The organism is Brevibacillus formosus, from assembly GCF_003013405.1.
Classification (GTDB): Bacteria; Bacillota; Bacilli; order Brevibacillales; family Brevibacillaceae; genus Brevibacillus; species Brevibacillus formosus.
The window spans coordinates 124,456-146,217 of record NZ_PXZL01000002.1 but is presented as its reverse complement, the minus strand read 5'-3'; the positions used below and the strand labels follow the sequence as shown (position 1 = coordinate 146,217).

General features: G+C 48.5%; 23 protein-coding genes. 8 read left to right on the top strand and 15 right to left on the bottom strand.

Features of this window, described 5'->3' with window-relative positions; translation table 11 throughout:
- Positions 1–59 precede the first annotated feature (59 nt).
- The 9 genes from C7R91_RS04005 to C7R91_RS29270 form a co-directional block, all read right to left on the bottom strand.
- A complete protein-coding gene (locus C7R91_RS04005; protein WP_047073511.1) occupies positions 60–1,313 on the bottom strand; it encodes an MDR family MFS transporter in 1,254 nt (417 codons plus the stop codon).
- Between the two features lie 222 nt (positions 1,314–1,535).
- Complete coding sequence (locus C7R91_RS04000) at positions 1,536–2,027, bottom strand: GNAT family N-acetyltransferase (protein ID WP_047073513.1); 492 nt, start codon at positions 2,025–2,027, stop codon at positions 1,536–1,538.
- Positions 2,028–2,082: 55 nt separating this feature from the next.
- The gene (locus C7R91_RS03995) at positions 2,083–2,790 is read right to left on the bottom strand and encodes an exonuclease domain-containing protein (protein WP_047073515.1); all 708 of its coding nucleotides are present in this window, start codon (positions 2,788–2,790) and stop codon (positions 2,083–2,085) included.
- An 11-nt stretch (positions 2,791–2,801) separates the two neighbouring features.
- Complete coding sequence (locus C7R91_RS03990; RefSeq protein WP_174769387.1) at positions 2,802–3,815, bottom strand: DUF294 nucleotidyltransferase-like domain-containing protein; 1,014 nt, start codon at positions 3,813–3,815, stop codon at positions 2,802–2,804.
- 49 nt (positions 3,816–3,864) lie between these two features.
- Entirely contained in the window at positions 3,865–5,199 is a 1,335-nt protein-coding gene (locus C7R91_RS03985) for an ammonium transporter (RefSeq protein WP_047073516.1), read from the bottom strand.
- 124 nt (positions 5,200–5,323) lie between these two features.
- The gene (locus tag C7R91_RS03980; protein WP_047073760.1) at positions 5,324–6,571 is read right to left on the bottom strand and encodes an MFS transporter; all 1,248 of its coding nucleotides are present in this window, start codon (positions 6,569–6,571) and stop codon (positions 5,324–5,326) included.
- An 80-nt stretch (positions 6,572–6,651) separates the two neighbouring features.
- Positions 6,652–7,836, bottom strand: a complete 1,185-nt coding sequence (locus tag C7R91_RS03975) for an MFS transporter (RefSeq protein ID WP_047073518.1) — start codon at positions 7,834–7,836, stop codon at positions 6,652–6,654.
- Positions 7,837–7,912: 76 nt separating this feature from the next.
- Complete coding sequence (locus C7R91_RS03970; RefSeq protein WP_047073520.1) at positions 7,913–8,203, bottom strand: ArsR/SmtB family transcription factor; 291 nt, start codon at positions 8,201–8,203, stop codon at positions 7,913–7,915.
- A gap of 48 nt (positions 8,204–8,251) precedes the next feature.
- Positions 8,252–8,410, bottom strand: coding sequence for a hypothetical protein (locus tag C7R91_RS29270; protein WP_162837771.1), 159 nt, complete (start codon positions 8,408–8,410; stop codon positions 8,252–8,254).
- A 134-nt stretch (positions 8,411–8,544) separates the two neighbouring features.
- On the opposite strand from C7R91_RS29270, the gene C7R91_RS03965 reads away from it, so the two are divergent.
- The gene (locus C7R91_RS03965) at positions 8,545–8,904 is read left to right on the top strand and encodes a toprim domain-containing protein (protein ID WP_047073522.1); all 360 of its coding nucleotides are present in this window, start codon (positions 8,545–8,547) and stop codon (positions 8,902–8,904) included.
- Between the two features lie 64 nt (positions 8,905–8,968).
- Complete coding sequence (locus tag C7R91_RS03960) at positions 8,969–9,175, top strand: hypothetical protein (protein WP_047073524.1); 207 nt, start codon at positions 8,969–8,971, stop codon at positions 9,173–9,175.
- A 33-nt stretch (positions 9,176–9,208) separates the two neighbouring features.
- Here the strand turns inward: C7R91_RS03960 and C7R91_RS03955 are convergent, their stop codons facing one another.
- A complete protein-coding gene (locus tag C7R91_RS03955; RefSeq protein WP_047073526.1) occupies positions 9,209–9,988 on the bottom strand; it encodes an undecaprenyl-diphosphate phosphatase in 780 nt (259 codons plus the stop codon).
- Between the two features lie 190 nt (positions 9,989–10,178).
- Between C7R91_RS03955 and C7R91_RS03950 the strand changes: the two genes are divergently transcribed.
- The gene (locus C7R91_RS03950; protein ID WP_047073528.1) at positions 10,179–11,099 is read left to right on the top strand and encodes a CvfB family protein; all 921 of its coding nucleotides are present in this window, start codon (positions 10,179–10,181) and stop codon (positions 11,097–11,099) included.
- A gap of 73 nt (positions 11,100–11,172) precedes the next feature.
- On the opposite strand, the gene C7R91_RS03945 is transcribed toward C7R91_RS03950, so the two are convergent.
- Genes C7R91_RS03945 through C7R91_RS03935 form a run of 3 tightly spaced genes read right to left on the bottom strand, consistent with a single transcriptional unit; the run spans position 11,173 to position 14,673 of the window.
- The gene (locus C7R91_RS03945; protein ID WP_047073529.1) at positions 11,173–13,119 is read right to left on the bottom strand and encodes a TRAP transporter permease; all 1,947 of its coding nucleotides are present in this window, start codon (positions 13,117–13,119) and stop codon (positions 11,173–11,175) included.
- A complete protein-coding gene (locus C7R91_RS03940) occupies positions 13,120–13,653 on the bottom strand; it encodes a DUF1850 domain-containing protein (protein ID WP_047073530.1) in 534 nt (177 codons plus the stop codon).
- Between the two features lie 6 nt (positions 13,654–13,659).
- Positions 13,660–14,673: a TAXI family TRAP transporter solute-binding subunit gene (locus C7R91_RS03935; RefSeq protein ID WP_047073531.1), complete on the bottom strand. Its 1,014-nt coding sequence runs from the start codon at positions 14,671–14,673 to the stop codon at positions 13,660–13,662.
- A gap of 167 nt (positions 14,674–14,840) precedes the next feature.
- Here C7R91_RS03935 and C7R91_RS03930 point away from each other — a divergent pair, with 167 nt between their 5' ends.
- The 3 genes from C7R91_RS03930 to C7R91_RS03920 all read left to right on the top strand — a co-directional run bounded on the left by C7R91_RS03930 (position 14,841) and on the right by C7R91_RS03920 (position 18,246).
- On the top strand, positions 14,841–16,124 hold the full coding sequence (locus C7R91_RS03930; protein ID WP_047073532.1) for a sensor histidine kinase: 1,284 nt from the start codon (positions 14,841–14,843) through the stop codon (positions 16,122–16,124).
- 4 nt (positions 16,125–16,128) lie between these two features.
- Positions 16,129–17,067, top strand: coding sequence for a response regulator (locus C7R91_RS03925; RefSeq protein ID WP_047073535.1), 939 nt, complete (start codon positions 16,129–16,131; stop codon positions 17,065–17,067).
- 123 nt (positions 17,068–17,190) lie between these two features.
- On the top strand, positions 17,191–18,246 hold the full coding sequence (locus C7R91_RS03920) for a tetraprenyl-beta-curcumene synthase family protein (RefSeq protein ID WP_047073536.1): 1,056 nt from the start codon (positions 17,191–17,193) through the stop codon (positions 18,244–18,246).
- Positions 18,247–18,257: 11 nt separating this feature from the next.
- Here C7R91_RS03920 and C7R91_RS29265 read toward each other — a convergent pair whose 3' ends face one another.
- Complete coding sequence (locus C7R91_RS29265; protein WP_007722723.1) at positions 18,258–18,431, bottom strand: YlaF family protein; 174 nt, start codon at positions 18,429–18,431, stop codon at positions 18,258–18,260.
- Between the two features lie 119 nt (positions 18,432–18,550).
- Between C7R91_RS29265 and C7R91_RS03915 the strand changes: the two genes are divergently transcribed.
- Together C7R91_RS03915 and C7R91_RS03910 are read left to right on the top strand one after the other, a co-directional pair.
- Complete coding sequence (locus C7R91_RS03915) at positions 18,551–19,171, top strand: PilZ domain-containing protein (protein ID WP_047073537.1); 621 nt, start codon at positions 18,551–18,553, stop codon at positions 19,169–19,171.
- A 231-nt stretch (positions 19,172–19,402) separates the two neighbouring features.
- Positions 19,403–20,521 (top strand): PQQ-dependent sugar dehydrogenase, encoded by a 1,119-nt coding sequence (locus C7R91_RS03910; RefSeq protein WP_052773437.1) that lies wholly within the window; start codon positions 19,403–19,405, stop codon positions 20,519–20,521.
- Here the strand turns inward: C7R91_RS03910 and C7R91_RS03905 are convergent.
- Complete coding sequence (locus C7R91_RS03905; protein ID WP_047073539.1) at positions 20,493–21,749, bottom strand: MFS transporter; 1,257 nt, start codon at positions 21,747–21,749, stop codon at positions 20,493–20,495. The genes C7R91_RS03910 and C7R91_RS03905 overlap by 29 nt on opposite strands.
- Positions 21,750–21,762 lie beyond the last annotated feature (13 nt).

The window sequence follows — 21,762 nt, the reverse complement described above, 5'->3', positions numbered from 1 at the left end:
GGAAAAAGTGGTTGGCAGGAGGTTATGGCTGCGCAACCACTTTTCGTTTTTGGTGTCGTTTAGCTGGAATGAGAGGACTCGCGTTTCTGAACGATCTGGAATAGCTTCCCATAAAGAACGGCACTCAAAAGAGAGCAGAACAAGATAAACCCAAAAACGCCAATCGGCATGATCCACTCCGAAAGAATAACGGTCACGGGAGCGAGGAAGCGGCCGAGCGAGTATTGCAGGTTAGCGGCACCCATGTACTGTCCTCGTGCATGTTCTGGTGCGTATTTGCTGACAAAGCTCTGCTCGACAGGAGTCCGCATCACTTCCCCTACTGTAAAAATGACCACGCATCCGAACAACAGCCAGGCATTTGTCGTGAATCCCACCAAAAACATGCCCACACCAAACAGCGAAGAGGACAAGAGGAAGACATTTCGGTCGCTCCAGTTCTCAAACCATTTAGTAACAGGCAGGGCGCACAGAACAAACAGAAGGCCGCTTATTCCCACCATCCATCCGAAAATCTCCGTACTGCTAAGCGAGAGTGACCAAGCATTCCACGAAAGCAGTGGCTGCGCTGGGACAAACTCTTTTACATAGACCGCCAAAAATAAATCGAGCTGCACGATTGCCATCGTGATCAGCATGCCTGCGAAAATATAGATCGCAAAAGCTTTGTCGCGTAGAATGACGGCGTAGCTCTGCCATTGCTCCTTCATAACGGAAGGGAGATGGATAGAGGCGACAGAGCTTTTTATGGACTGTGGCAGTGTCTCTCTCACATTGAACCAGATCGCAATCGAATACAAAAAAGTGACAAGCGCACAAGTCCACAGCAGCTCGCTGCGATATTGAAAGAAAAAGATGGCCCCAAGAGCGGGTCCCAATACAGCGCCAATGTTCATGGCTGTAACAAAGGTAGCGAAGATTCTGCGTCTGTCTTTTTCTGAGGTGAGATCAGCGACCATCGCAGAACTCGCCGGGCTGTATACCGCTTTGCCAAGCCCGATTCCAATAAACGCAAGATAATCGATCCAAGAAGAGAGGGAGAAGGCAAACAGGACAAACATGCCTGCCTGCAAAAACGCTCCTGACAGCATGACATATCGACGTCCAAATCGATCAGCCAAATAGCCGCCAAAAAGGTTGCCGATCATACTCATAATCGGTGGCACTGTCATGAGTAACCCGGCAACATTTTTGCCAAAGGTATCACTAAAGTGGAGGGTGAGAAAGGGAAAGTACATCCAAAATAATAGGTTGAAAAGGGTCTCGCCGATCAATCGCGTCTTCAGATTCAGATCCCATGACAGCCATTGCACAACAGATTTACCTCCTGTTTATGATTCCCTGGCCAGGTACACCTACTTTAGTGGAAATTTTCAAAAAGATATAGACTTATAATCATCCGTCGGTTACACTAATATCATAAGGGCTAAGGGATTAGACCCTGGCTTAAGATGTGCCACTTTTAGGTATTCGCTTCTTACAAAACAAATAAGCCGACACTTCCTGCGTAAAGGGGTGTCGGCTTTTCGTATTTGTTACTTGACCATCCATTGATAAAAATGAACGTCGTGCCACTCTCCGAACTTGAATCCCACCTCTTGAAACTTCCCTGCCAAGCTAAACCCGAACTTCTCGTGCAGCTTCACACTGGCGTTATTGCCGCCTACGATTCCGCTTACGATCGTGTGGTATTCGAGCTGTCTGGCACGCTCCAGAATCGCATTCATCAGGGTAGTGCCAACACCCTTCCCACTTTGATCAGGGGCGATATAAATAGACAGTTCCGTTGATTTTTGATAAGCGGGCTTCTCACGGAAAACGGACAGACTGCAATATCCGATCACATTCCCTTCGTATTCGGCAACGATGATCGGATGTCTGTCACCGTGCTTGTGAAACCACACTTCGCGCTGGGCCAAGGTCTGTGGCTCCAAGTCAAATGTCGCAACCAGATTTTCCACCGCGTAGTTGTAAATAGCGAGCATAGCGGGCAGGTCACCCAGAACTGCATCTCTGATCTGTAGCATAATATTCTCTCCTCATGTTCCGTTGGTAGGACTTATTGAACGATTCGAACGAATTCTAGCGTACAGCTTCGTAAACCTGCCGCAGGTTTGAAAATCCTTGGGATTGCGCTTTTACCAGATACTTCGCCCAAAGCGTACCAGCTGCAACAGCGTCACAGTAAGCGTGATGCCTGCGTGAGATCGGGATGTCGTGGGCCGCACAGAGGGCGTCCAGCGAGCCGTTGCCAATCGGATTACTCAACAATCGAATGAGCAGCATCGTATCCAGCATGCGGTGGGTAAACGGACGCCGGCTCGTTTTCCAAAGCCCAGATCGCAAAAATTCACGCTCATGGCGAGAATGATGGGCAACGAGCGGACGATCTCCAACGAATTGAAAAAAACGGGCCAAAGCCTCTAACAGCTCGGGAGCATCTCCAACCATATCATCAGTAATCCCGGTGAGGGAGCGGATGTGTGGAGGAATCGCCCGTCCGGGATTGACCAGCGTATAAAAAGAATCGCCAAGGAGGAGGTGTTCTCCTCTCATGGCGACTGCTCCCATCGATATAATCGCGTCACCGTGATCGGGATAAAAACCGGTCGTTTCCAGATCAACGACGACAACCTCCAGATCGTGCAGAGGAATATCGGCACTGGAATCGACTGGTTTATTCGCTTTGGAGATGGAGCGCAAATAGGCGATGTGTTGTTTATCATCTGCAATACCCGGCATGTCGCGGTTCATATGCCAAATGCGACCGAATAAGTCCCGTTTTGTCACGCAATCTCCTCCTATCCCCCGAAAACGGAGGGGAGCTTTTCGGTCATTTTTTGCAGGCGGATCGCCAGCTTCATCGACTGTCGCACCATCAATTGGGTGTCAGGAGAAAGCTCCCCTAGTTTGATATAGCTATTGCTTGTGTATTGTCCATCTTCCCAATGGAGGGGGGCGATCAGTCGCAAACCTTGAATTTGCCGGAAGTATGCGGCTACCTCGTCACAAAAGCTTTTGCTCCAAACGCCTTTTTCGCCGAGTAGATCCAATCGTTCCAAGGTAGAACTGGCAAAGATGCCATGCGCCAAGGCGAAATGCCGTACGCAATTCACCAGCGGCAAATAAATGCCGTACTTCACGTTGATGGCGCCGCGAAAGCGTCCGTGGACCTCAGGTAAAACTCTGCCGAAGATTCCAAGCGGTACCCGATAATGCAGTGTATTACTCACCAGTCGATTCAGCAAGAAGACATTCCCTGCAAGCAATTGACGGAAGCGTTCATGGACGGGAGAAAAAATGGCCGATTCGCCCCATAAGACACGCACATCACTTGCGAGAAGTAAATAACGGGCGTTTTCCCAGATGGGGTGAGAGACCCATCTGTCGATTTGGTCCAGCCATTGTTCGATGCTGCCTCGCCATTTGGGGGAGAGGCAAGTGACATTCCCTTGGCAGGGAGGATAGCCGGCTACCTCCAAACCAGCAACGATTGTCGCCCCCAGCAACTGAAAGTAGCCATGTATTTTTTCTGTTTCCTGTTCGCCCAGATGATCTGGCAGTTGATAGACGAGACCGTTGTCCTGATCGCTGATGAGTGCTTGCTCTGATCGACCGCCACTGCCGAATTGCAGAAAGGCAAAGGGGACGGGAGGGGTGCCCCAACCCCTTTTGGCAAGATCGTTTACAGCGAGGAGCACCCCCTGCCGGATGAGGTTATCATGAATCAGATTGATGGTGATGGAAAAGGGAGCCAATTCTCCTGCGCGATTCAATGGGCGCAGCACAGAAGGGTCCAACAATTCTCGTCGCAATAAGGCCAGTTCGTCAAAGGAGTCAACATTCCGTATTTTTTCCACTTGTTCAGGTGAGAGAGTGAGAGGTGCTGCTTTGAGTAGATGCAACCGGTCGTACCCGTTCAGGCTGGAGTAGTTCGGGATAGCCGTATCCCCCGTGTTCGCTAAGGTCAAGACCAACCACCTCTTCCTCTTCAGTGACTCGCAGGCCAATGGTTACTTTTAACACATACAAAATGATGAAGGCTACTACGAAAACGTAGAGCGCAGAGCCAGCCAGGCCTAACGCTTGAACCCCTAACTGATGCAGGCCGCCGCCATAAAACAGCCCAGGACCGCCTACGCCGACCTTTTCGGCCAGCTCCGGTGTAGCGAATAGGCCCGTGGACAACGTTCCCCATATACCAGCCACCCCATGCACGGAAAAAGCGAAGACAGGATCATCAATCCCCATACGGTCAAACCAAATAGATGTATAAAATGTAAGAATACCTGACACAGCACCGATTACAACGGCTGCCCACGGATCGACGAAGGCGCAGGATGCTGTAATGGCGACGAGAGCTGCAAGGACGCCGTTGAGCATGCTTGGGATATCTGCTTTTCCCATGACGATCCAGGAGATAGCAAGAGCGGCGACAGCGCCCGCTGCGGTAGCGAGATTGGTAGTGACGGCGATATAGCCGAAAAATCCCGATGTGCTGCCCAGCGTGGAGCCGGCGTTAAAGCCGAACCAGCCGATCCAAAGAAACAGAACACCTAAGACAGAGTAAACTTGGTTGTGACCAGGAATCAGATTGGAACTGCCGTCGCGATTGTATTTTCCAATACGAGGCTTCAAAAGGATAGTGGCGACGAGTGCGACGATGGCCCCTTGGAGATGGACAACCGTAGAACCAGCGAAGTCTTGCATCCCGAGCTGAGCTAACCAACCGCCGCCCCATACCCAGTGACCGACGACAGGATAGATGAGGACAGTAAACAGTACGCTAAAAATAAAGTAAATGGACAGCTTGGCGCGTTCTGCAAAACCACCCCAGGCGATCGCGAGTGAAACAGCAGCAAAAGCGAGCTGAAAGAGGAAGAGGATCGAGATAGGAACAGTTGCAGCGGAAAAGGCAGAGAAAGCGTCTTTTTGCATGCCGTCAAAAAAGAATCCGGAAAATCCGATGAAAGAGTTGCCGTCTCCAAACGTCAGACCAAAGCCAAATGCCCAGAAAGCAATCGAGCAGATGCCGAAGGTAAGGACCGTTTTGCCAGCAACGTGACCAGCGTTTTTCATGCGAGTAGAACCAGCTTCCAGCAGGGCGAATCCAACCTGCATGAGAATGACCAGAATGGCCGAGACCATGACCCATGTGGCGTCAATGGCAGACGAGAGACTTGCGACAGTAGGTTCCATCCATCCACCTCTTTTCTGTGTCATATAACCTGACACTATTTTATTTATGTCAGATTATATGACATGAAAAATGCGGTTGCAATTGTTTTTTTGCAAATAATGAGAAAACACCAATCCTTCTCTCTTAAGCGGAGGAGGATTGGTGTTGCTCGGTTGGTGCTCGTTTTTCAATCAGAAAGCCTACGAAGCTCATCGCAGCAAGGAATAGTCCACTAATGAGGAAAAGCTGCTCGACGGGCCATTTGCCCATCCAGATGGCACCGAGGCTGCTGGACAATGTACAAAAGAAGGTGAACATGAGCATGTTGATCGCAAAAATTTTGCCTGTACTGTTGCTGGATGCTTTGATTTGAATGGCCGTCACAGTCGGGATACCAATGAGCGGCCCTCCGATCCCTGCCACTGCTGCTCCGAGAAAGGCAATCCAGTGAGCGGTACCTCCTGTCGTTAGCAACAGGAATCCGACTGCTTGAAACACCCATCCAACCATAATCACAAGTAAATACCGGGTGTAGAACGAGCGAGCCATGTAGAGGCTTCCCAGCAAGTTCCCGATCCCATAGAAGCCCAGCAAGACAGCTAATGTACTTCCGTTTCCTTGCTGCATACGTTCTGCCATAAACGGGAAGCCCACCGTGTAAGTGACCTGCCAGACGAGAAAGCCCATATTGCTAAAAAGAAGAATCAAGAACAAAGCACGATTTTGCTTTAGCTCCTGTAAACCTGAGGCAATATCCCGGGCGTACTGGCTGGGTGTCATTTTCGTAGTAGATCCTTGTTGTTGATCGGTCAACGAAATACGGATGGCATAAAGGAACAAGACAGAAATCAAATAGCTGCCTGCGTTTATAAAAAACAAAGTAGACAGCGGCATGATCGAAGCGACCAGTCCAATCGACATTGGCGCAATAATCCGAATCGTTCGGAAAGTCGTGTCCAAGATCGCATTTGCTCGCCCTAACTGCTCTTGGGGAACCACTGATTTGAGTGCAACGGTTCGCGCTGGTTGAAACAGACTGGAGAACAACCCCAACAAGAATTGGGCCGCCAGAAAAAAAGAAAACTCTTCCACACCCATGTAGACCAGGATACCTACCGTGATCGCGACAAGAATTCGCGCAACATCCGCACCCACCATGAGCATGCGTGGGCTGTACCGGTCAGCCATAACCCCGCCGACGAGGTAAAACATGAGACCCGCCACCATTTCCGGGATCGCGAGCAGGCTGAGCACCGAACCCGATTTGGTTGCTTGCAGCAAATACCAGAGTAATGCGAAGCTGTAGCAATGATCCCCGATACTTGCCGTCATTTGCGCAAGCCAAAGCTTGAGGAACGAACTGTTTTTCCATAAAGATGGGGATGAATCCACGTTGACCCTCTCCGTCCTGCTGACTGCGATAAAATGAATTTGACCATAGCGTAGCAAGGCGAAGAGGGAAAGTAAAGGACTCATGCTTGTGCGGTTACATTTAATTTACCAGTCCTCCAAACAAAGAGAAAATTGGCGATAAGAAAAGTGAAGGAGGCGAAGGTGCTGACCCCCGCGAAACCAAAATTAGAATACAAACTGCCTGCGAAAGAAGAAGCAATGAAAGTCCCTATGTACATGCAAGCGTTGGCCAAGCTCGATATGGTTCCGCGCGAGGTGTCGGACAATGATTGCAAGTAACCCATCAGAACAGGCACGAGTACACCGCCAAAGCAATACATGAAGAAGAGGACAACCTGCAAGAAGCCGACTCCCGGTATGTAAGGCAAAATAAGATAGAGCAGGGCGCTGCCCAGAAACCCAACGGTCAAAATCGTATTTCTCTTCCAACGCTCGAGTAACCAACCGCTGAGTAAGCTGCCAACGGTGTTGCCAAGCCCAATAACGAGGGTGATCAAGCCAATTTCGGTAACGGATTGCTGGTATTGATCGGAAAGCCATACGCCATAAAATGAAAAGACTGCATAGACACCCGTCATGAAAACGAAATAGCCGATAAAGCTGCGCGAAGCTTGAGGCAGTCTCAACAGATCCTTGTAACGTGCAAAAATAGCCACTCGGGTGTTGTTTGTTCCAAGTCCAGTTATGGAGGTAGGAGGCAATAAATCAGGAAGTTTTCGGATGATGAGTACAAAAGCTCCGAGAGAAGCAATTCCTACAGCCAAAAAAGGAAACGACCAATGATAAGCTGACAGAAAACTGCCTATAGGCACACCGATCACTTGGGAAACGGAAAGACCTGCCATGACAACCCCCATTGCTTTTCCGATACGAGCAGGGGGAAACAAAACAGGAATGGCTGCCCACACCTGAGGACCGATAAAGGCAGAACAGATACCAGCAAGGAAGCGAAAGAAAAGCATCGCGGTGAAACTAGGCGCAAAGGCGCATGCAAGTGTGAAAAGGGCAAATCCGAGCATGCCGACTGCCATCACATGTTTCCTATTTCGATTATCAGATAGCGGTCCGGCGACTAAAGCGGCCAAAGCAAATCCGAGAGCGTAAGTTCCGATCAGCCAGGCTGCCTGGTTCGTGGATACGTGATATAACTCTCGCAAGGTTGGCAGCAGTGGGCTGATGATAAATGTATTCGTACCGATCAAAAACATGGTGAAGAAAAAGATCATCAAAAATAGGCGCTCCATAATAAAACTCTCCTCTTTATTTTATGATTCTATAGTTAAATAACTTTTGAACTAATGAGCAAAAAAAGGATACCAATCATAAGGTATCTAAAAAACCAGGCAATATTTGATCGAATGTCTCTTTATTGATGCGCATGTATCGTGTTTGCCCCTCCTTTCTGACTTTGATCAGCCCTGCCTCGCGAAGCGTCTTGAAATGATAGGAGGCATTGGACTTGGAAGTATCGCAGGTATAGCCCACTTCGGCACAACTCAACTCGTTGCTGGAATGATATAAGGCTTTTAAAATGGCTAGCCTTGTCTCATCTGCCAACGCTTTAAAAATCTTGACTCGTTTTTCGGTTAGTTCAAGTTGTTCAATATTCATAAAACTATCTTACTAAGGAAACGCAATCCAGGCAACCATTTTATTCCTCTATTCTTGATTCTTCCTATTTTCGTTATTGTGCTGATGCTGATAGGAAGATCCTTGGTTGTCTTCGGTATGCGTATCATCTGCAACCGTACTGCTGGTTAGTCCTGCTACAGCTAATCCTTTTTGATTCAGGTTTTTGGCGCTTTTGAATTTGGACATGTTACTACCCCCAGTTTGGTAATGGATGCTTCCTTAAGATGTCTTGTTTCGGAGGGGAGTAGTCATCCTCATTTTCCTAGATGGCAATTGAGGTATACTAAATAAAAAAGGTGCGTCAGGGAGGATGGGAGCGGATGGCAGGGTGTGTCATGATCGTCGAGGGGAAGACAGATAAAGAACGCTTGCTTCGGGTGCTCGCTGAGTCTGTCACGATTCTTTGTACATACGGTTCCTACAGCTTGGAAAAAGGGGAGAAGCTGCTCGCCCAAACGGAAGCAGCAGATGCAGATGAGGTATACCTATTTACCGATGAAGATGACAGCGGGAAAAAATTGCGAACGCATTTGAGTGAAGATTTTCCTAATGCGATCCATCTGCATACGCCGAAAATATACAGAGAGGTTGCGGACACGCCTCTTTCAGTACTGGCAGAAATTTTGGAGCGAGCAGGCTTTGCGGTTATTGTGCCTCATCCTGATCTTGGAGAGCGGTAAGGGGATAAAACACCGTTTCATCGGCTATAACAGTAGTAAATGGAATGGTGGAGGTGCGAGGCAATTGCGTAGTTTGATGACGTTTTTTAATCGAATGAATATTATGCTGTGGCTGGTAGGTATTTTTGTTGCTCATGCCGCGCTCTATCTGGTGCTGGGGACGGCGACGTGGCTGGCTACCTCACTTTTGGCAACAGCATTCTACGGCGTTATTTTATTGGTAGGAAAATTAATTGCCAGCCGTTATCCAGACAAGGAAGAAAGCAGATGAAAGCCGGCGAGCAAGCAGCCGGCTTTTTTCACACTACCAGCCCAAGAACTGCATGAGTAAAATTAACCCACCCAATACCCAGACGTAGATAGCAAAGCCCTTCATCGATCCTGTGCTGATGATGGTAAGCATCCAGCGAATGGCTACATATCCAGCTAGTCCGGCAAACATGGTCCCCACGAGCATCGGGATCAATAGAGCCGTTTCAAGTGGTGTTTCTACGAGCTTGGCTGTTTGCAAGACACAAGCACCCAGAATCGCGGGCAAGGATATTAAAAACGAAAAGCGCGCAGCGTCAGCACGGTCGATTCCGCGAAGGAGAGCACCGGCAATCGTCAGTCCTGAGCGGGAAATAGCTGGCAGGATCGCAGCACCTTGCAGTGTCCCGATGATAAGGGCGTCCGTGTAGTTGATTTCCTCGAATCTCCGATTTCCACGGCGCATGGACTCCACCGCCCAGAGGATCGCGCCTGTCGCAAGAAATTCCCACCCGATCGTAATGCCTGTTTGGGAGATTTCTTCAAAATAATCCTCAAAGGCGAGTCCGATCACAGCCGTAGGGATTGTGCCTACGACCAATAGCTTTGTCAGTTTGCTCATCGGATTCATAATAATATAACGAACCTGTGGCCAAAAGACGATAACAACAGCGATCAGCGTACCGAAATGAAGCATCGTGTCAAATAAAAGGCCTACCTCCTGCATGCCAAACACTTTGCGAAACAGGACGAGATGACCCGTGCTGGATATCGGTAAAAATTCAGTCAAGCCTTGGATAATGCCGAGAAAAATATGTTCAAGCAACAACAGCATAGGCAAGAGTCACTCCAGTCTTGAAAAAGTAGGGCCAAGCCAGTCTTACTGTCATATGTATGTCCGTGAATGGAAGACTTGCCTATTTCGTTGGGCATCGTTATTTTGTTAGAAAAAAGTTGTGGTATTTTCTTGCGGGGGATGGGTATATTTAGTGTGCACAAAGGTAGAGAGCGAGGAAAAAATAGATATGTACAAAAGACAACAGCGTGAAAAGCGCGAGCCCCAAATCATTCAGAACGGCAATTTGGCGGCAGGGATGACGCTTACTATGACGGTAGCGCGTAAAACGGAAATCGGCTACTTTTTAAGCGATGGAAAAGATGAAGTGTTTCTCCATGCCAATGAAGCGCACGAGCGTTTACATATCGATGATGAGGTCGAGGTGTTTTTGTACCATGATCACGAAAACCGACTGGCTGCGACCATGGACATGCCTCATGTCGGCATGGGTGAATACGGCTGGCTAGAAGTAGTGGACATTTCTCCGCGCATGGGTGTATTCCTGGACAACGGCATTAACAAGGATCTGCTCTTGTTCATCGATGACCTGCCCAAGCATAGCGATGAATGGCCGCGTCCCAAGGATCAAATGCTGGTAGCGCTGAAGCAAGACAAGCTCGGCAGACTCTTGGCAAAGCCGGTCACTGAAAGCGAAATCGTCAAGATCGCAGCAAAGGCAGATCAGAGTATGAAAAACAAGTCTGTCGAAGGTACGGTCTACAAAGTGATTCAAGCAGGTGCATTCCTGTTGACGGAGGACGAGCATATCCTTTTCATTCATCGTGATGAAATGGTAGGGCGTCTGCGCCTCGGACAAACTGTGCGCTGCCGCATCAGCTTTGTGCGTGAGGATGGCCGTCTGAACGGTTCCATGAAAGAGCGCAAGGAAGTACAGTATGGCGAAGATGCGGACAAGCTGCTGCGCTATTTGATCAATCGTGACGGGGCGATGCCTTATACCGATTCGACAGACGCGGATGTCATCCGAGAAAAATTCCAAATGAGCAAGTCCAGCTTCAAGCGGGCACTTGGCAAGCTGATGAAGGAACGTCGTGTGGAGCAAGTAGACGGCTGGACCAAAATCATTCGAAGCGAACAAGAAGTATAAATAAAGAAAACCCTCCTGGGCAAAAGCTTCCTGACAACAGGACACGAATGCTTGGGAGGGTTTTTTTTGTTTCTTACAGTGTCGTTTGTACAGATTGCTTTTGCTTGCGGGCTTTGTAATACGACAGGGCAAACACGAGTGCGATCAAAATAAATCCGGCGATATCCGTTTCAATTCCGGGGATGACTGCGAGCACGCCACCCGCAACGGCCAGGATTCGCTCCAGTACGTTTAGCTTGGACATCCAGTATCCGATCAATCCTGCTCCCACGCCGATCATCCCAAGTGTAGATGTCAGCATGACCCAGATCGATTCCAGCAAGGTGGTATTAATCAGCAGCAAGGCTGGCGAGATGACGAAAATATAGGGAGCCATAAAAGCGGCGATCGATAGCCGCGTTGATTCTACACCTGTCTGGATCGGCTTTGACTTGGCAATGCCTGAAGCAGCGAAGGCAGCAAGCGCAACTGGCGGCGTGATGTCTGCGACAATTCCGAAGTAGAAGGTAAACATGTGAGCCGCGATAGCAGGAACGCCCAACTGAATGAGCGCTGGAGCAGCAATGGTCGAGGTGATAATATAGTTCGCCGTGGTTGGCGTTCCCATTCCCAAAATGAGCGATGCGATCATGGTAAAGAACAACGTAAGCAAAAGATGGCCGCCAGCCAGGTCAATCAGACCATTTGCCAGCTTCAACCCAATCCCTGTCAACGTAATCGTACCGACAATGATTCCGGCACACGCAGTTGCAGCGACGACGCCGAGAGCCATTCTGGCACCAGAGGCAAGTGCTGCAAAAATATCAGCAATAGACATGCGGGTTTCTTTTCGGAAGGCTCCTACGACAATTGTAGAGACGATACCGATAATCGCTGCCCGTTCGGCGGAGATGTTCATCATCAAGGCTGTAATAATGATCACGATCGGAAGGAGCAGGTACATTTTTTTCAAAACTTCTTTTTTGTTTGGCAGTTCTTCCTTCGAGAGTCCGCGTAATCCGAGTCGCTTCGCTTCAAAGTGCGTCATAATCCAGATCCCTACGAAAAATAAAATCGCGGGAAGAATCGCAGATTTGGCGATCTCCAAGTAAGGAACACCAATGAACTCCGCCATCAAAAACGCAGCAGCCCCCATGACAGGCGGCATGATTTGTCCGCCAGTAGAGGATGAGGCTTCCACCGCAGCGGCAAATTCGGAGCGATAGCCGAGCCGCTTCATCATCGGGATGGTAAAGGCGCCAGAGGTAACGACATTGGCAACAGAGCTGCCGCTAATCGTTCCTTGCAGGGCGCTGGAAAAAACGGCTACCTTCGCAGGACCGCCGATACGTCTGCCTGCAATGACCAGTGACAAATCGTTAAAATACTCGCCGACCCCTGTTTTTTCGAGAAATGCTCCAAACAATACAAACAAAAAGATAAAGGTAGAGGAAACAGCAAGTGGCGTACCGAGAATACCTTCTAGTGTGTAATAGCTGTGTCCGATAATCCGTTCGATATCATTGCCGCGATGCTCCAAAAAGCCTGGCATGTAAGGTCCAAGGTAGGTGTATAAAAGAAAAACAGTGGCAATTAGAGCGATTGGAATTCCGACGACTCGTCGTGCAGCCTCAAGGACAAGCACGACAGCAATACCGCCCACCACCATATCCAATGTCGTATAGTTACCTGTTCGGGTAACGAGTCCTTCGTAATCAATCACCCAATACATTGATACGAGGACGCCTAACAGGGCGAGAATCATGTTCACGATTCCGATTTTGTTCTTGTTGCCTTTGGATGTCCCTGCATACAACAGATAGACGAGTGCTAGTCCGAAGGCTAAGTGGATCGGGCGATGAATCTGAGGAGGCAGTGTGAAGAACAGCGTGCTGGATAACTGGTACAGGGAGAAGAGGACAAGTAGACCAAAAGAGATCCACTTCATGGGACCCGCGAGCTGGCGTGTGGCTGATTCTTTGTCGTATTGCGCGATCAGCTTATCCATCTCTTGCTGGTTTATATTCGTTGTTGTACTCATCTAGTAACCTCCTAACTCGCTCAGAATGGATCGCTTTTCTGCCTGAATCGTGATGGCTTCTCCCGGCTTGTCGATCAAGCTCAACGGAATATCCTTTCCAGCGAAAAGCAACGTATGATTAGCCCGTACTTGCCCGATAAACAGCCGTAGGGCAGGAAAAGACCGCTGCATATTGCGAATGTGGAATCGTCCATCGGCAAGAACCAGCTCTTCGCCAGGAGCCAATTCATTTTCCATGCCGATACCGTAATCGTGAAAGCTCATCTCCGACAAAATAATTTGACCGTCTACAATCCGGTACTGCTCCTCGATTGTGGAACGATGAATGGAATGAGTCCAGCGGATGCCAAATGCTGCTTCATCCAGTATGTTGGCACTCCAAACTACTTGATTCGACTGTGTATCCCGAATAACCAGAGCGGGAATCAGCGGAGTGGAGATACCCGCATAAATGACAATGATGAGGAGAAGGAAGGAGAAAAGGCGGAACAACGTCCGCCCTTTTCCTTTTATTACTGCCTGGATAAAAACCATCTGGCTTTACTTCACGCCTTTTTCGTCGAAGTACTTTTGAGCACCCGGGTGAACAGGGATGCTGACGCCGTTCTTCACGTTCTCCAGCTTGATTTCCTTGGCTTTGGCATGACCAAGCTTGTCGCTGTTCTCAAAGATCGCCTTTGTTACTTTGTACACGAGGTCTTCACTGAGATCGGAGCGAATCAAAAGCATCGATTTGACGGAGACGGTCGTCACTTCTTCTGGAACGGTTTGGTACGTATTGGCGGGGACAGTTGTTTTCACGTAGTAAGGGTATTTGGCGATGATTGCATCGATTTTGTCCGCGTCAATCGGTATGATTTTTACACCAGTTGTTGCTGCCAGCTCCGTGATTGCTGCGGTAGGTGTACCAGCAGTTTGGAAGGCAGCATCCAATTGCCCGTCCTGAATGGCTTTGGCGGAGTCAGCAAAGGATAGGCGCTGGAGCTTGGTATCTTCAAAGGTCATCCCGTATGCTTCCAAAATTTGCTGGGCGTTCACTTCTGTGCCGCTTCCGGGAGCGCCTACAGATACGCGCTTATCTTTCAAATCGGCAACGCTTTTAATATTGCTGTCAGCAGAGACGACGATTTGGATGGTCTCATCGTAGAGAGCGCCCAATGCTTGGAAGGAATCAATTTTACCGTCTTGCTGGAACATGTTCGCTCCCTTTGACGCATACTCGGCAATGTCGTTTTGCGTGAAGGCGATGTCCGCCTTTTTATCGCGAATGAGGCGAATGTTTTCTGCTGAAGCGCCTGTGGCTTGTGCTGTAGCAGTGATGCCAGCATTTTTCGTAATATGGTCAGCCATGCCGCCTCCGAGTGGGAAATAAGTGCCTCCTGTACCTCCTGTTGCAATAATTAATTGGGAGGGATCGGCGCTTCCTCCTGAGCTGGAGCTACCTCCGCCTCCGCCTGTACCCCCTTGTGCAGAGTTCCCTCCACCTCCACATGCCGTCATGAGCGACATGGACAGAAGCAGTGTCAGCGAGAGAAGAAATTGACGTCTCTTCAAGATAATTCCCCCTAGTCTAAATGTTCTGTTTATATAGCTTTCTACGGCATTGTAAGGGGAGGTCTATAAAAAACTACAAAAATCTATAGAAAAATATAGTAAACTAGGAAATAAACGTTGACGAATTTTTTGAACAACTTCTTATGAGGAAGTGCGGGCAACATTTTATGAGAGAAACCATGTCGATCCTGCTGCTTATGCTCATTGCTGTCCCGATTGCCGGAGAGCTCAAATTTTACCCGTTTCAAGATGATTTCCGCATTAGCTTTGGTACAACGGCTTTTTTCTTTTTTTTATTGTGGCTTCGTCCTTCTTTCTTAGCAGGGATAGTAACCGGATTAATTGTTGTTCTATTTCGAATAGTCTTGGACTTTTTGTATGGAGATGTCTTTTCGTTTCTGTCTTCTCTTCAGATGCACTTCCCGGCATTTTGCTATTATGCGACCTTTGCCTGTCTATTCTCGCTCTTTCGCGTTAATACGCTACATCATCGGCCGCTTTGGGTGGGGCTGTTGGGGACAGTCGCGGAAATAGCAGCCAATTTGGTAGAGCTGTCCTTCCGTGCTGTGTCCTGGGAGGGAGTCTTTCAGTTTGAGATCGTAGGCCCGATTGCCGTCATTGCATTGATACGCAGTTTTTTTGTCCTTAGTTTTTTCAATATGATTCAGCTGCGTCAGGCGAAATGGATGGAAAAGCAACAGCGTAATCGAAACGAGCAGATGTTGATGCTGATTTCCAATTTGTATGAGGAATCTGTTCATTTAAAAAAGACATTGCATCAGGTTGAGGAAATCACGCGCAACTGCTATGAGCTGTACCGTGAGATGAACGAGATGGAACACAAGAATGGAACGAACAAGCGATATGCGAAGCGGCTGCTGTCCCTTGCCGGACAAGTGCATGAAGTGAAAAAGGACAATCAACGCATATATGCGGGTCTCTCCAAGTTGATTTCTGACGAGAACGAAAGAGACTATATGCCACTGGGCGAATTAATAGTCATCATTGTTCAGGGGCAACGAAAGTATGCGAGACTGTTGGAAAAAGACATTCAGTTTGAAACGAATGTGGAGGTGCCGTATCTCGCTTGCCACATTTACACGACACTCTCACTCATCAATAATCTGGTTGGCAACAGTGTCGAAGCCATCCGCGATCGAGGGATGGTATCGATCGCGGCTTCGATTGACGAGAGTCGGGAGTGGATTCATTTTCGTGTAACCGATGATGGACCAGGCATTTTGGTGAAGGACAAGGAGCTCTTGTTCATGCCTGGATTCACGACTAAATACGACGTATCAGGCAGGCCTTCCACGGGGATCGGACTTTCATACGTAAAGGAAGTGACAGACAGTCTCCAAGGAATGATTGAGTTATCCGAGGATTCATGCGGACAAACGACACAATTTTGCATTTGCCTGCCAATCGCAACTCTGATTCAGAAAGGGTGACCTCATGCGCTACTTCATCGTGGACGACGATCCTGCGATTCGATTCATGCTCGGTCAAATGATTGAGGATGCTGATTTGGGAGAGGTATGTGGGGAAGCAGAGGATGGCTCGCAAATTGACCACAATTTTTTGAATTGGAAGCAAGTAGACATCTTGTTGATTGATCTTTTAATGCCGAATCGAGATGGCATGGAAACGGTGCGCCAACTGAGACGTTTTACAGGCAAGATTGTTATGATCTCGCAAATCGAAACGAAGGAGATGATCGCTGAGGCGTATGCGACAGGGATCGAATACTACGTGACCAAACCAGTGAATCGCCTGGAGGTCATCAGTGTTCTTCAAAAGGTACGGGAACGCATATTGCTCCAGCAATCTATCGAGGGTATTCAGCGGTCGCTTTCTGTATTGTCCGGCAGTATGAATGTGACGGCAGCTCTCGCAAAAGAAGCATCGTATCCTGAAAAGGGCATCTTGTCTTCCGCACGGTTTCTCTTGACTGAACTGGGGATGATTAGCGAAAAAGGCAGCAAAGATTTACTCGACATGATGGAGTGGCTGTATCGCTGGGAGAAGGAGGGGAATGGAGAAGGGAATCTGCCTCCTTTACGCGATATTTTTGGGGCGATTGCTGCCCGCAAGCTGGGGAAGGGAGTGACTGCCCTGATCCAAAAGGAAACGAAGGCCGCTGAGCAACGGGTTCGCAGAGCCATTTATCAGGCATTAACCCATCTGGCTTCCCTCGGGCTGACCGATTACAGTCATCCCAAATTCGAGAGCTACGCGACCACATTCTTTGATTTTACCGAGGTGCGAAAACGCATGCTGGAGCTGGAGAATCAGAGGGAAATGACGATCTCTTCTACTCGTATCAATACCAAAAAGTTTATTTTTGTACTCTATATGGAGTCAAAAAGGCGAATTGGTGTATTTCAGGGCTGATTTTTGGAGTGGGCATCCAAATGTGATAAGATAATTCTATTGGTCATGAGCGAGGGCTTCGATGTAAGCTGGTAAAAGCTTGGGAATGTCTTTCGTTTTACATTTGTTTTGGGAGGGAAGTAAGTGAGCGAACTACGTAATCCATGGCAGCTACTTTACCGAGTCTATCGTCATGTGCAACCTGTTCTGGAGCGGGAGTTTGCGGCTTGGTACAAAAGAGCACAAGCAATTCCCAATCCCGAGCTGAGAAAACAGGCGCAAGACAGCATGAACTCCAAAAAGTTCCACTGCCAAGGGGGATGTGTTTATGCAGCACAGGTCATCCCGCATGTAGAGACAATTGTTCCGCTGATTGTCGCCTATCAAACAATCAGCGACTACTTGGATAATCTGTGTGATCGCAGCACGTCACTAGATCCGCAAGACTTCCGTCAGCTTCACGTGTCGATGCAGGATGCACTGACACCAGGCGCACCCTTGCGAGACTATTATTTGTATCGTGAGGATAAGGATGACGGCGGCTTTTTGGCTGGATTGGTTCAGACCTGTCAACAGCATGTCGCACAATTGCCAGCCTATGAAAAAATCCAGGCAAAGATACTCGAGTTTTCTTGTTTGTATAGCGATTTGCAAGTATATAAGCACATTGCTCCCCAGTTGCGCGAGGATCACTTGTTGACGTGGTGGGATCAGTACAAAGAACGCTATCACGATTTGCACTGGCAAGAATTTGCGGCTGTCACAGGCTCGACCATCGGGATATTTGCTCTTTTTTGCTTGGCGACTGATCCGGATGTAGGGGAAGAGCAAATTCAAACGGTAAGTGAAGCTTACTTTCCGTGGCTGTGCGGGTTACATATTTTATTAGACTATTTAATTGACCTGGAAGAAGATAAAATGGGTGGAGATTTAAACTTCGTGAGTTATTACGATTCGGAACGGATAGCGACTGAACGCTTGAAGCTTTTTATAAAACAAGCAAAGGCAAGCGTTAAACGCTTGCCAAATCCTGCATTTCACCGTATGATCGTGGACGGGCTAGTCGCGTTTTATCTCGCGGATCGCAAGGTAAATCGGAGCCAACCACACATTTATACTATTGCTAGACAACTGCTGAAGCAGGCTAAGGGCTTGCCCTCTGTCCTGTTTTATGTGAACAGTTTGCTTGTACGGCGATAACGGAGAAGAGGTTAGCGCATATGCTTGCGCTTGTACGAAAAGCCAAATCCCATCAACGAGAAGGCAACAACGATACAGCCAAGGATACCGAGGGGGCTTTTTTCCCCAATGGCAATGCCAACTCCGATGAGACAGGCGGTTACCAAAAATGCCAAAGCCAGTGTTACCAATTGATAACGATTCATCGGTCTGTAACCTCCTATCTGTCAATGTTCCCATTATACCTTATTTTCCGCGAAAAGCATCCAGGTAAAGATTTCGGAAATCCCGGTAATATATTTGTGCGAAGTGGTGGAGAACGCAGATGGAAAGCATAATACAAATTAGAAAAGGGAATCGAGTAATAGAAGGTCATGTTACCTATGAAGAAGGGGACTTGATCGAAGCTGTATTTCCCGGCCCATTGGATGTCACAGTAGGGGATCAGATCCCTTGTCTTTTGACGGCTGATTATGAAACGATCAGTACGTTTGAAGCCGTAGTCGTGGCTAAAGATAAAAATCGCTTGTTTTTGTTCCACTCTCCAACAGCTGCTGAGTTTCGGGAACAGCGCAGACGCTACCCCCGTTTCGACATGGAGGTTAAGGGCTGGATCCAGTATCCGACGCAGGAGCCAGACTCATTTTTTTCCGTCTATAGTCAAATGGTGTACTTGGTGAATTTGAGCCTGGGAGGCTTGGCATTCCGCTCAGACAAACAGATTCCTGAGGATCAGCAAATTGTCTTTTCCTTTGAATTGTATGGTCGCAATCGCCCAGATGGGGTAGTGAAAACTGACCTGGTTATCATTCATGAGCGAATAGAGGGGCCGAACTATTTTTACGGCTGTACGATCAAAGGAATCAATGCACGTCATTTTCACAATTTGCGAAAGTACATTTTGCATCGACAAATCGAGGAACGTAGACAAGTGAAAATCGAGTAATTCTTTAATTGGTTCAATGGGGACCAATTTTTTTTTGCCTTTTGGAGGGGCTGTAGTGAGGGGAAGAAGCGGATTTCCAGTCTACGCTTCGGCCCCGGCACAACTGCTGTAGGACATCCAAACAGTTTTTTTGGGGCTGCGAAAAAGGAACATAAGCGTGCACTAGCGAAGTTTTGTCTAAAATGCTTCCTGGTTCCTACTGGACAAATCGCGCAGGGAGGAAAACGTGTGATGTGGAAAAAATGGGTGGTGTGCGTGCTTACCTTGATCTTGAGTATAGCGGTTATGGCCTGCGAGGCGATTCCTGCAAAAGAATCGCTGCCAGCTCAACAGACTTTTCCATACCGGATGGAGGTATTGGCTGATCAGTTAGATGTGCCTTGGGCCATGGATATAGCCTCGGATGGCCGAATCCTTTTCACAGAACGACCAGGAAGAGTGCGAGTGATTCAATCAGGCAAGCTGCTGCCAGAGCCGCTCATTTCATTCCCTGCCCCGTTCATAAGCGAGGGAGAAGGAGGGCTGTTGGGCCTTGTGCTCGATCCCGATTTTGCGAATAACCAATACTTGTACGTTTACCATACATACAAAGAGGGAGATGCCACTTTCAATCGTGTCCTGCGACTGCGAGAAGTAAACAACGCAGCACAGATTGACAAGGTACTCTTGGACAAAATCCCGGGAAGCTCGATCCACAACGGAGGACGGATCAAAATCGGTCCGGATCAGCGTCTCTATATCACGACAGGCGATGCACATGAGCCGATGCTTGCGCAAGATCAGACAAGTCTCGCCGGAAAAATTTTGCGCATCAATCTGGATGGAACCATTCCTGCCGACAATCCTTTTTCCGGCTCACCTGTTTACAGCTACGGACATCGCAATCCGCAAGGCATCGCATGGTATCCGGATACAGGGATACTCTACAGCTCGGAGCATGGCCAGACTGCACACGATGAGATCAATCGGATCGAGCCGGGAGCAAATTACGGTTGGCCAATCATTTCGGGTGAACAGCAAAAAGAGGGGATGAAAACCCCCCTCTTGCAAAGCGGTGATACGACATGGGCTCCTTCTGGCATGACGTTTGTATCCAGAGGGCCGTGGAAAGGACAACTGCTCGTAGCGAACCTCAGGGGTCAGCAGCTTCAGAAAATTAGCTTAGACGTTTCTCGACCTGATACAGTGTTGGAGGCTGCTACCTTGTTCCAAGACGAGTTTGGGCGACTGCGCGATGTGGTCGAAGGAAAAGACGGCACAATCTATTTGTTGACCAACAACCGCGATGGTCGTGGAAATCCGAGAGAAGGAGACGATAAAATTATCCGACTCGTTCCGATCCAGCCGTAGCGGTAGCAACAGCCACGTTTTTTATTCGATTCCCCCAAATCCAGCGCTGTAAGAGGACAGCACCTCCGCCAATCGCAGCGATTAACATTCCGACCCATAAAAAAGCAGTGTTTGGACCCCAGATGGTCATGATGACGCCACCGAGCAACGGAGCAATAATGAAAGTGGCGCTCGTCAATGAGTCGATAATTCCCCTCACGCGGCCCAGTGCTTGCGGGGGGCTTTCTTTTTGTACCAGATAATTGGCGCCGACCGAAGTCAGACCTGTTCCGACTCCAGCCAATATAGCGGGAATCAGCAGCCAATACATGCCATCACCCGGCTGGAAAAATCCAATCCACGAAAAACTAGTTCCGATGAGCAAAACGCTACCGCCTAGCACCCACCCGTAGGAACGAATTTCTTTTAAGCGATGTAGCAAGGTAACAGTGACAAGCGCGCCTAATCCAATGACACTGACTGTAAACCCAAGCATTTCCGGATTGTTGGGCAGCTTCTCGCGAAAGATCACGGGAAACTGTGTATCAGCCAGTTGAATCGCCAACGAGGTTACGGTTGCGAAGATCGTGCTGAACAACAGGATACGGTTTTGCAAAAAGATGCGCCAGCCCTCCTGCCATGCTTGACGATAAGGGAGAGGCTGCTCTTCTACAGATGTACGAGACAACGTATTTTCCACTTTACGAATTGTGAACAAAAATCCAGTAGAGAGAAGGAATGTCGAAGCATTAATCATCAGACAAATGGCGGGTGCAAAAACGGCCGCTACCAATCCTCCGGCCAGTGGACCGATCAATTTCCCCATCTGATATACGGCTCCATTCAAAGCAGAGGCTTGTAACAACTGATTCTCAGGTACGATTTGACGCGTCAAGGTCTGTTGTGCTGGATCGTTGAAGACAGAGGCACCTGAACGCAGGGAAATGACCACCAGGAACCAGAACGGATTAGGCATGGCAAGCAGAAGCAGAGTGAGAGCAGCCTGAATGATATTCATGGTCATGATCATTTGTACCTTGTTCACGCGGTCTGCAAGTACCCCGGCAAATTGCCCGAGCAAAATGCTTGGAGCTGCATAGGCAACGGGCAGGAGGGCCATCGTCATCGGATCAACCTTCCACACAAACCCCAACAGGATGGATACCGCAATAAAATCAAACCAATCACCGAGCGTAGACAGTCCGTAAGAGATGAACAGCGTGCGAAACGTTCTATTTTCTTTTAACAAAAAAATCCCTCCA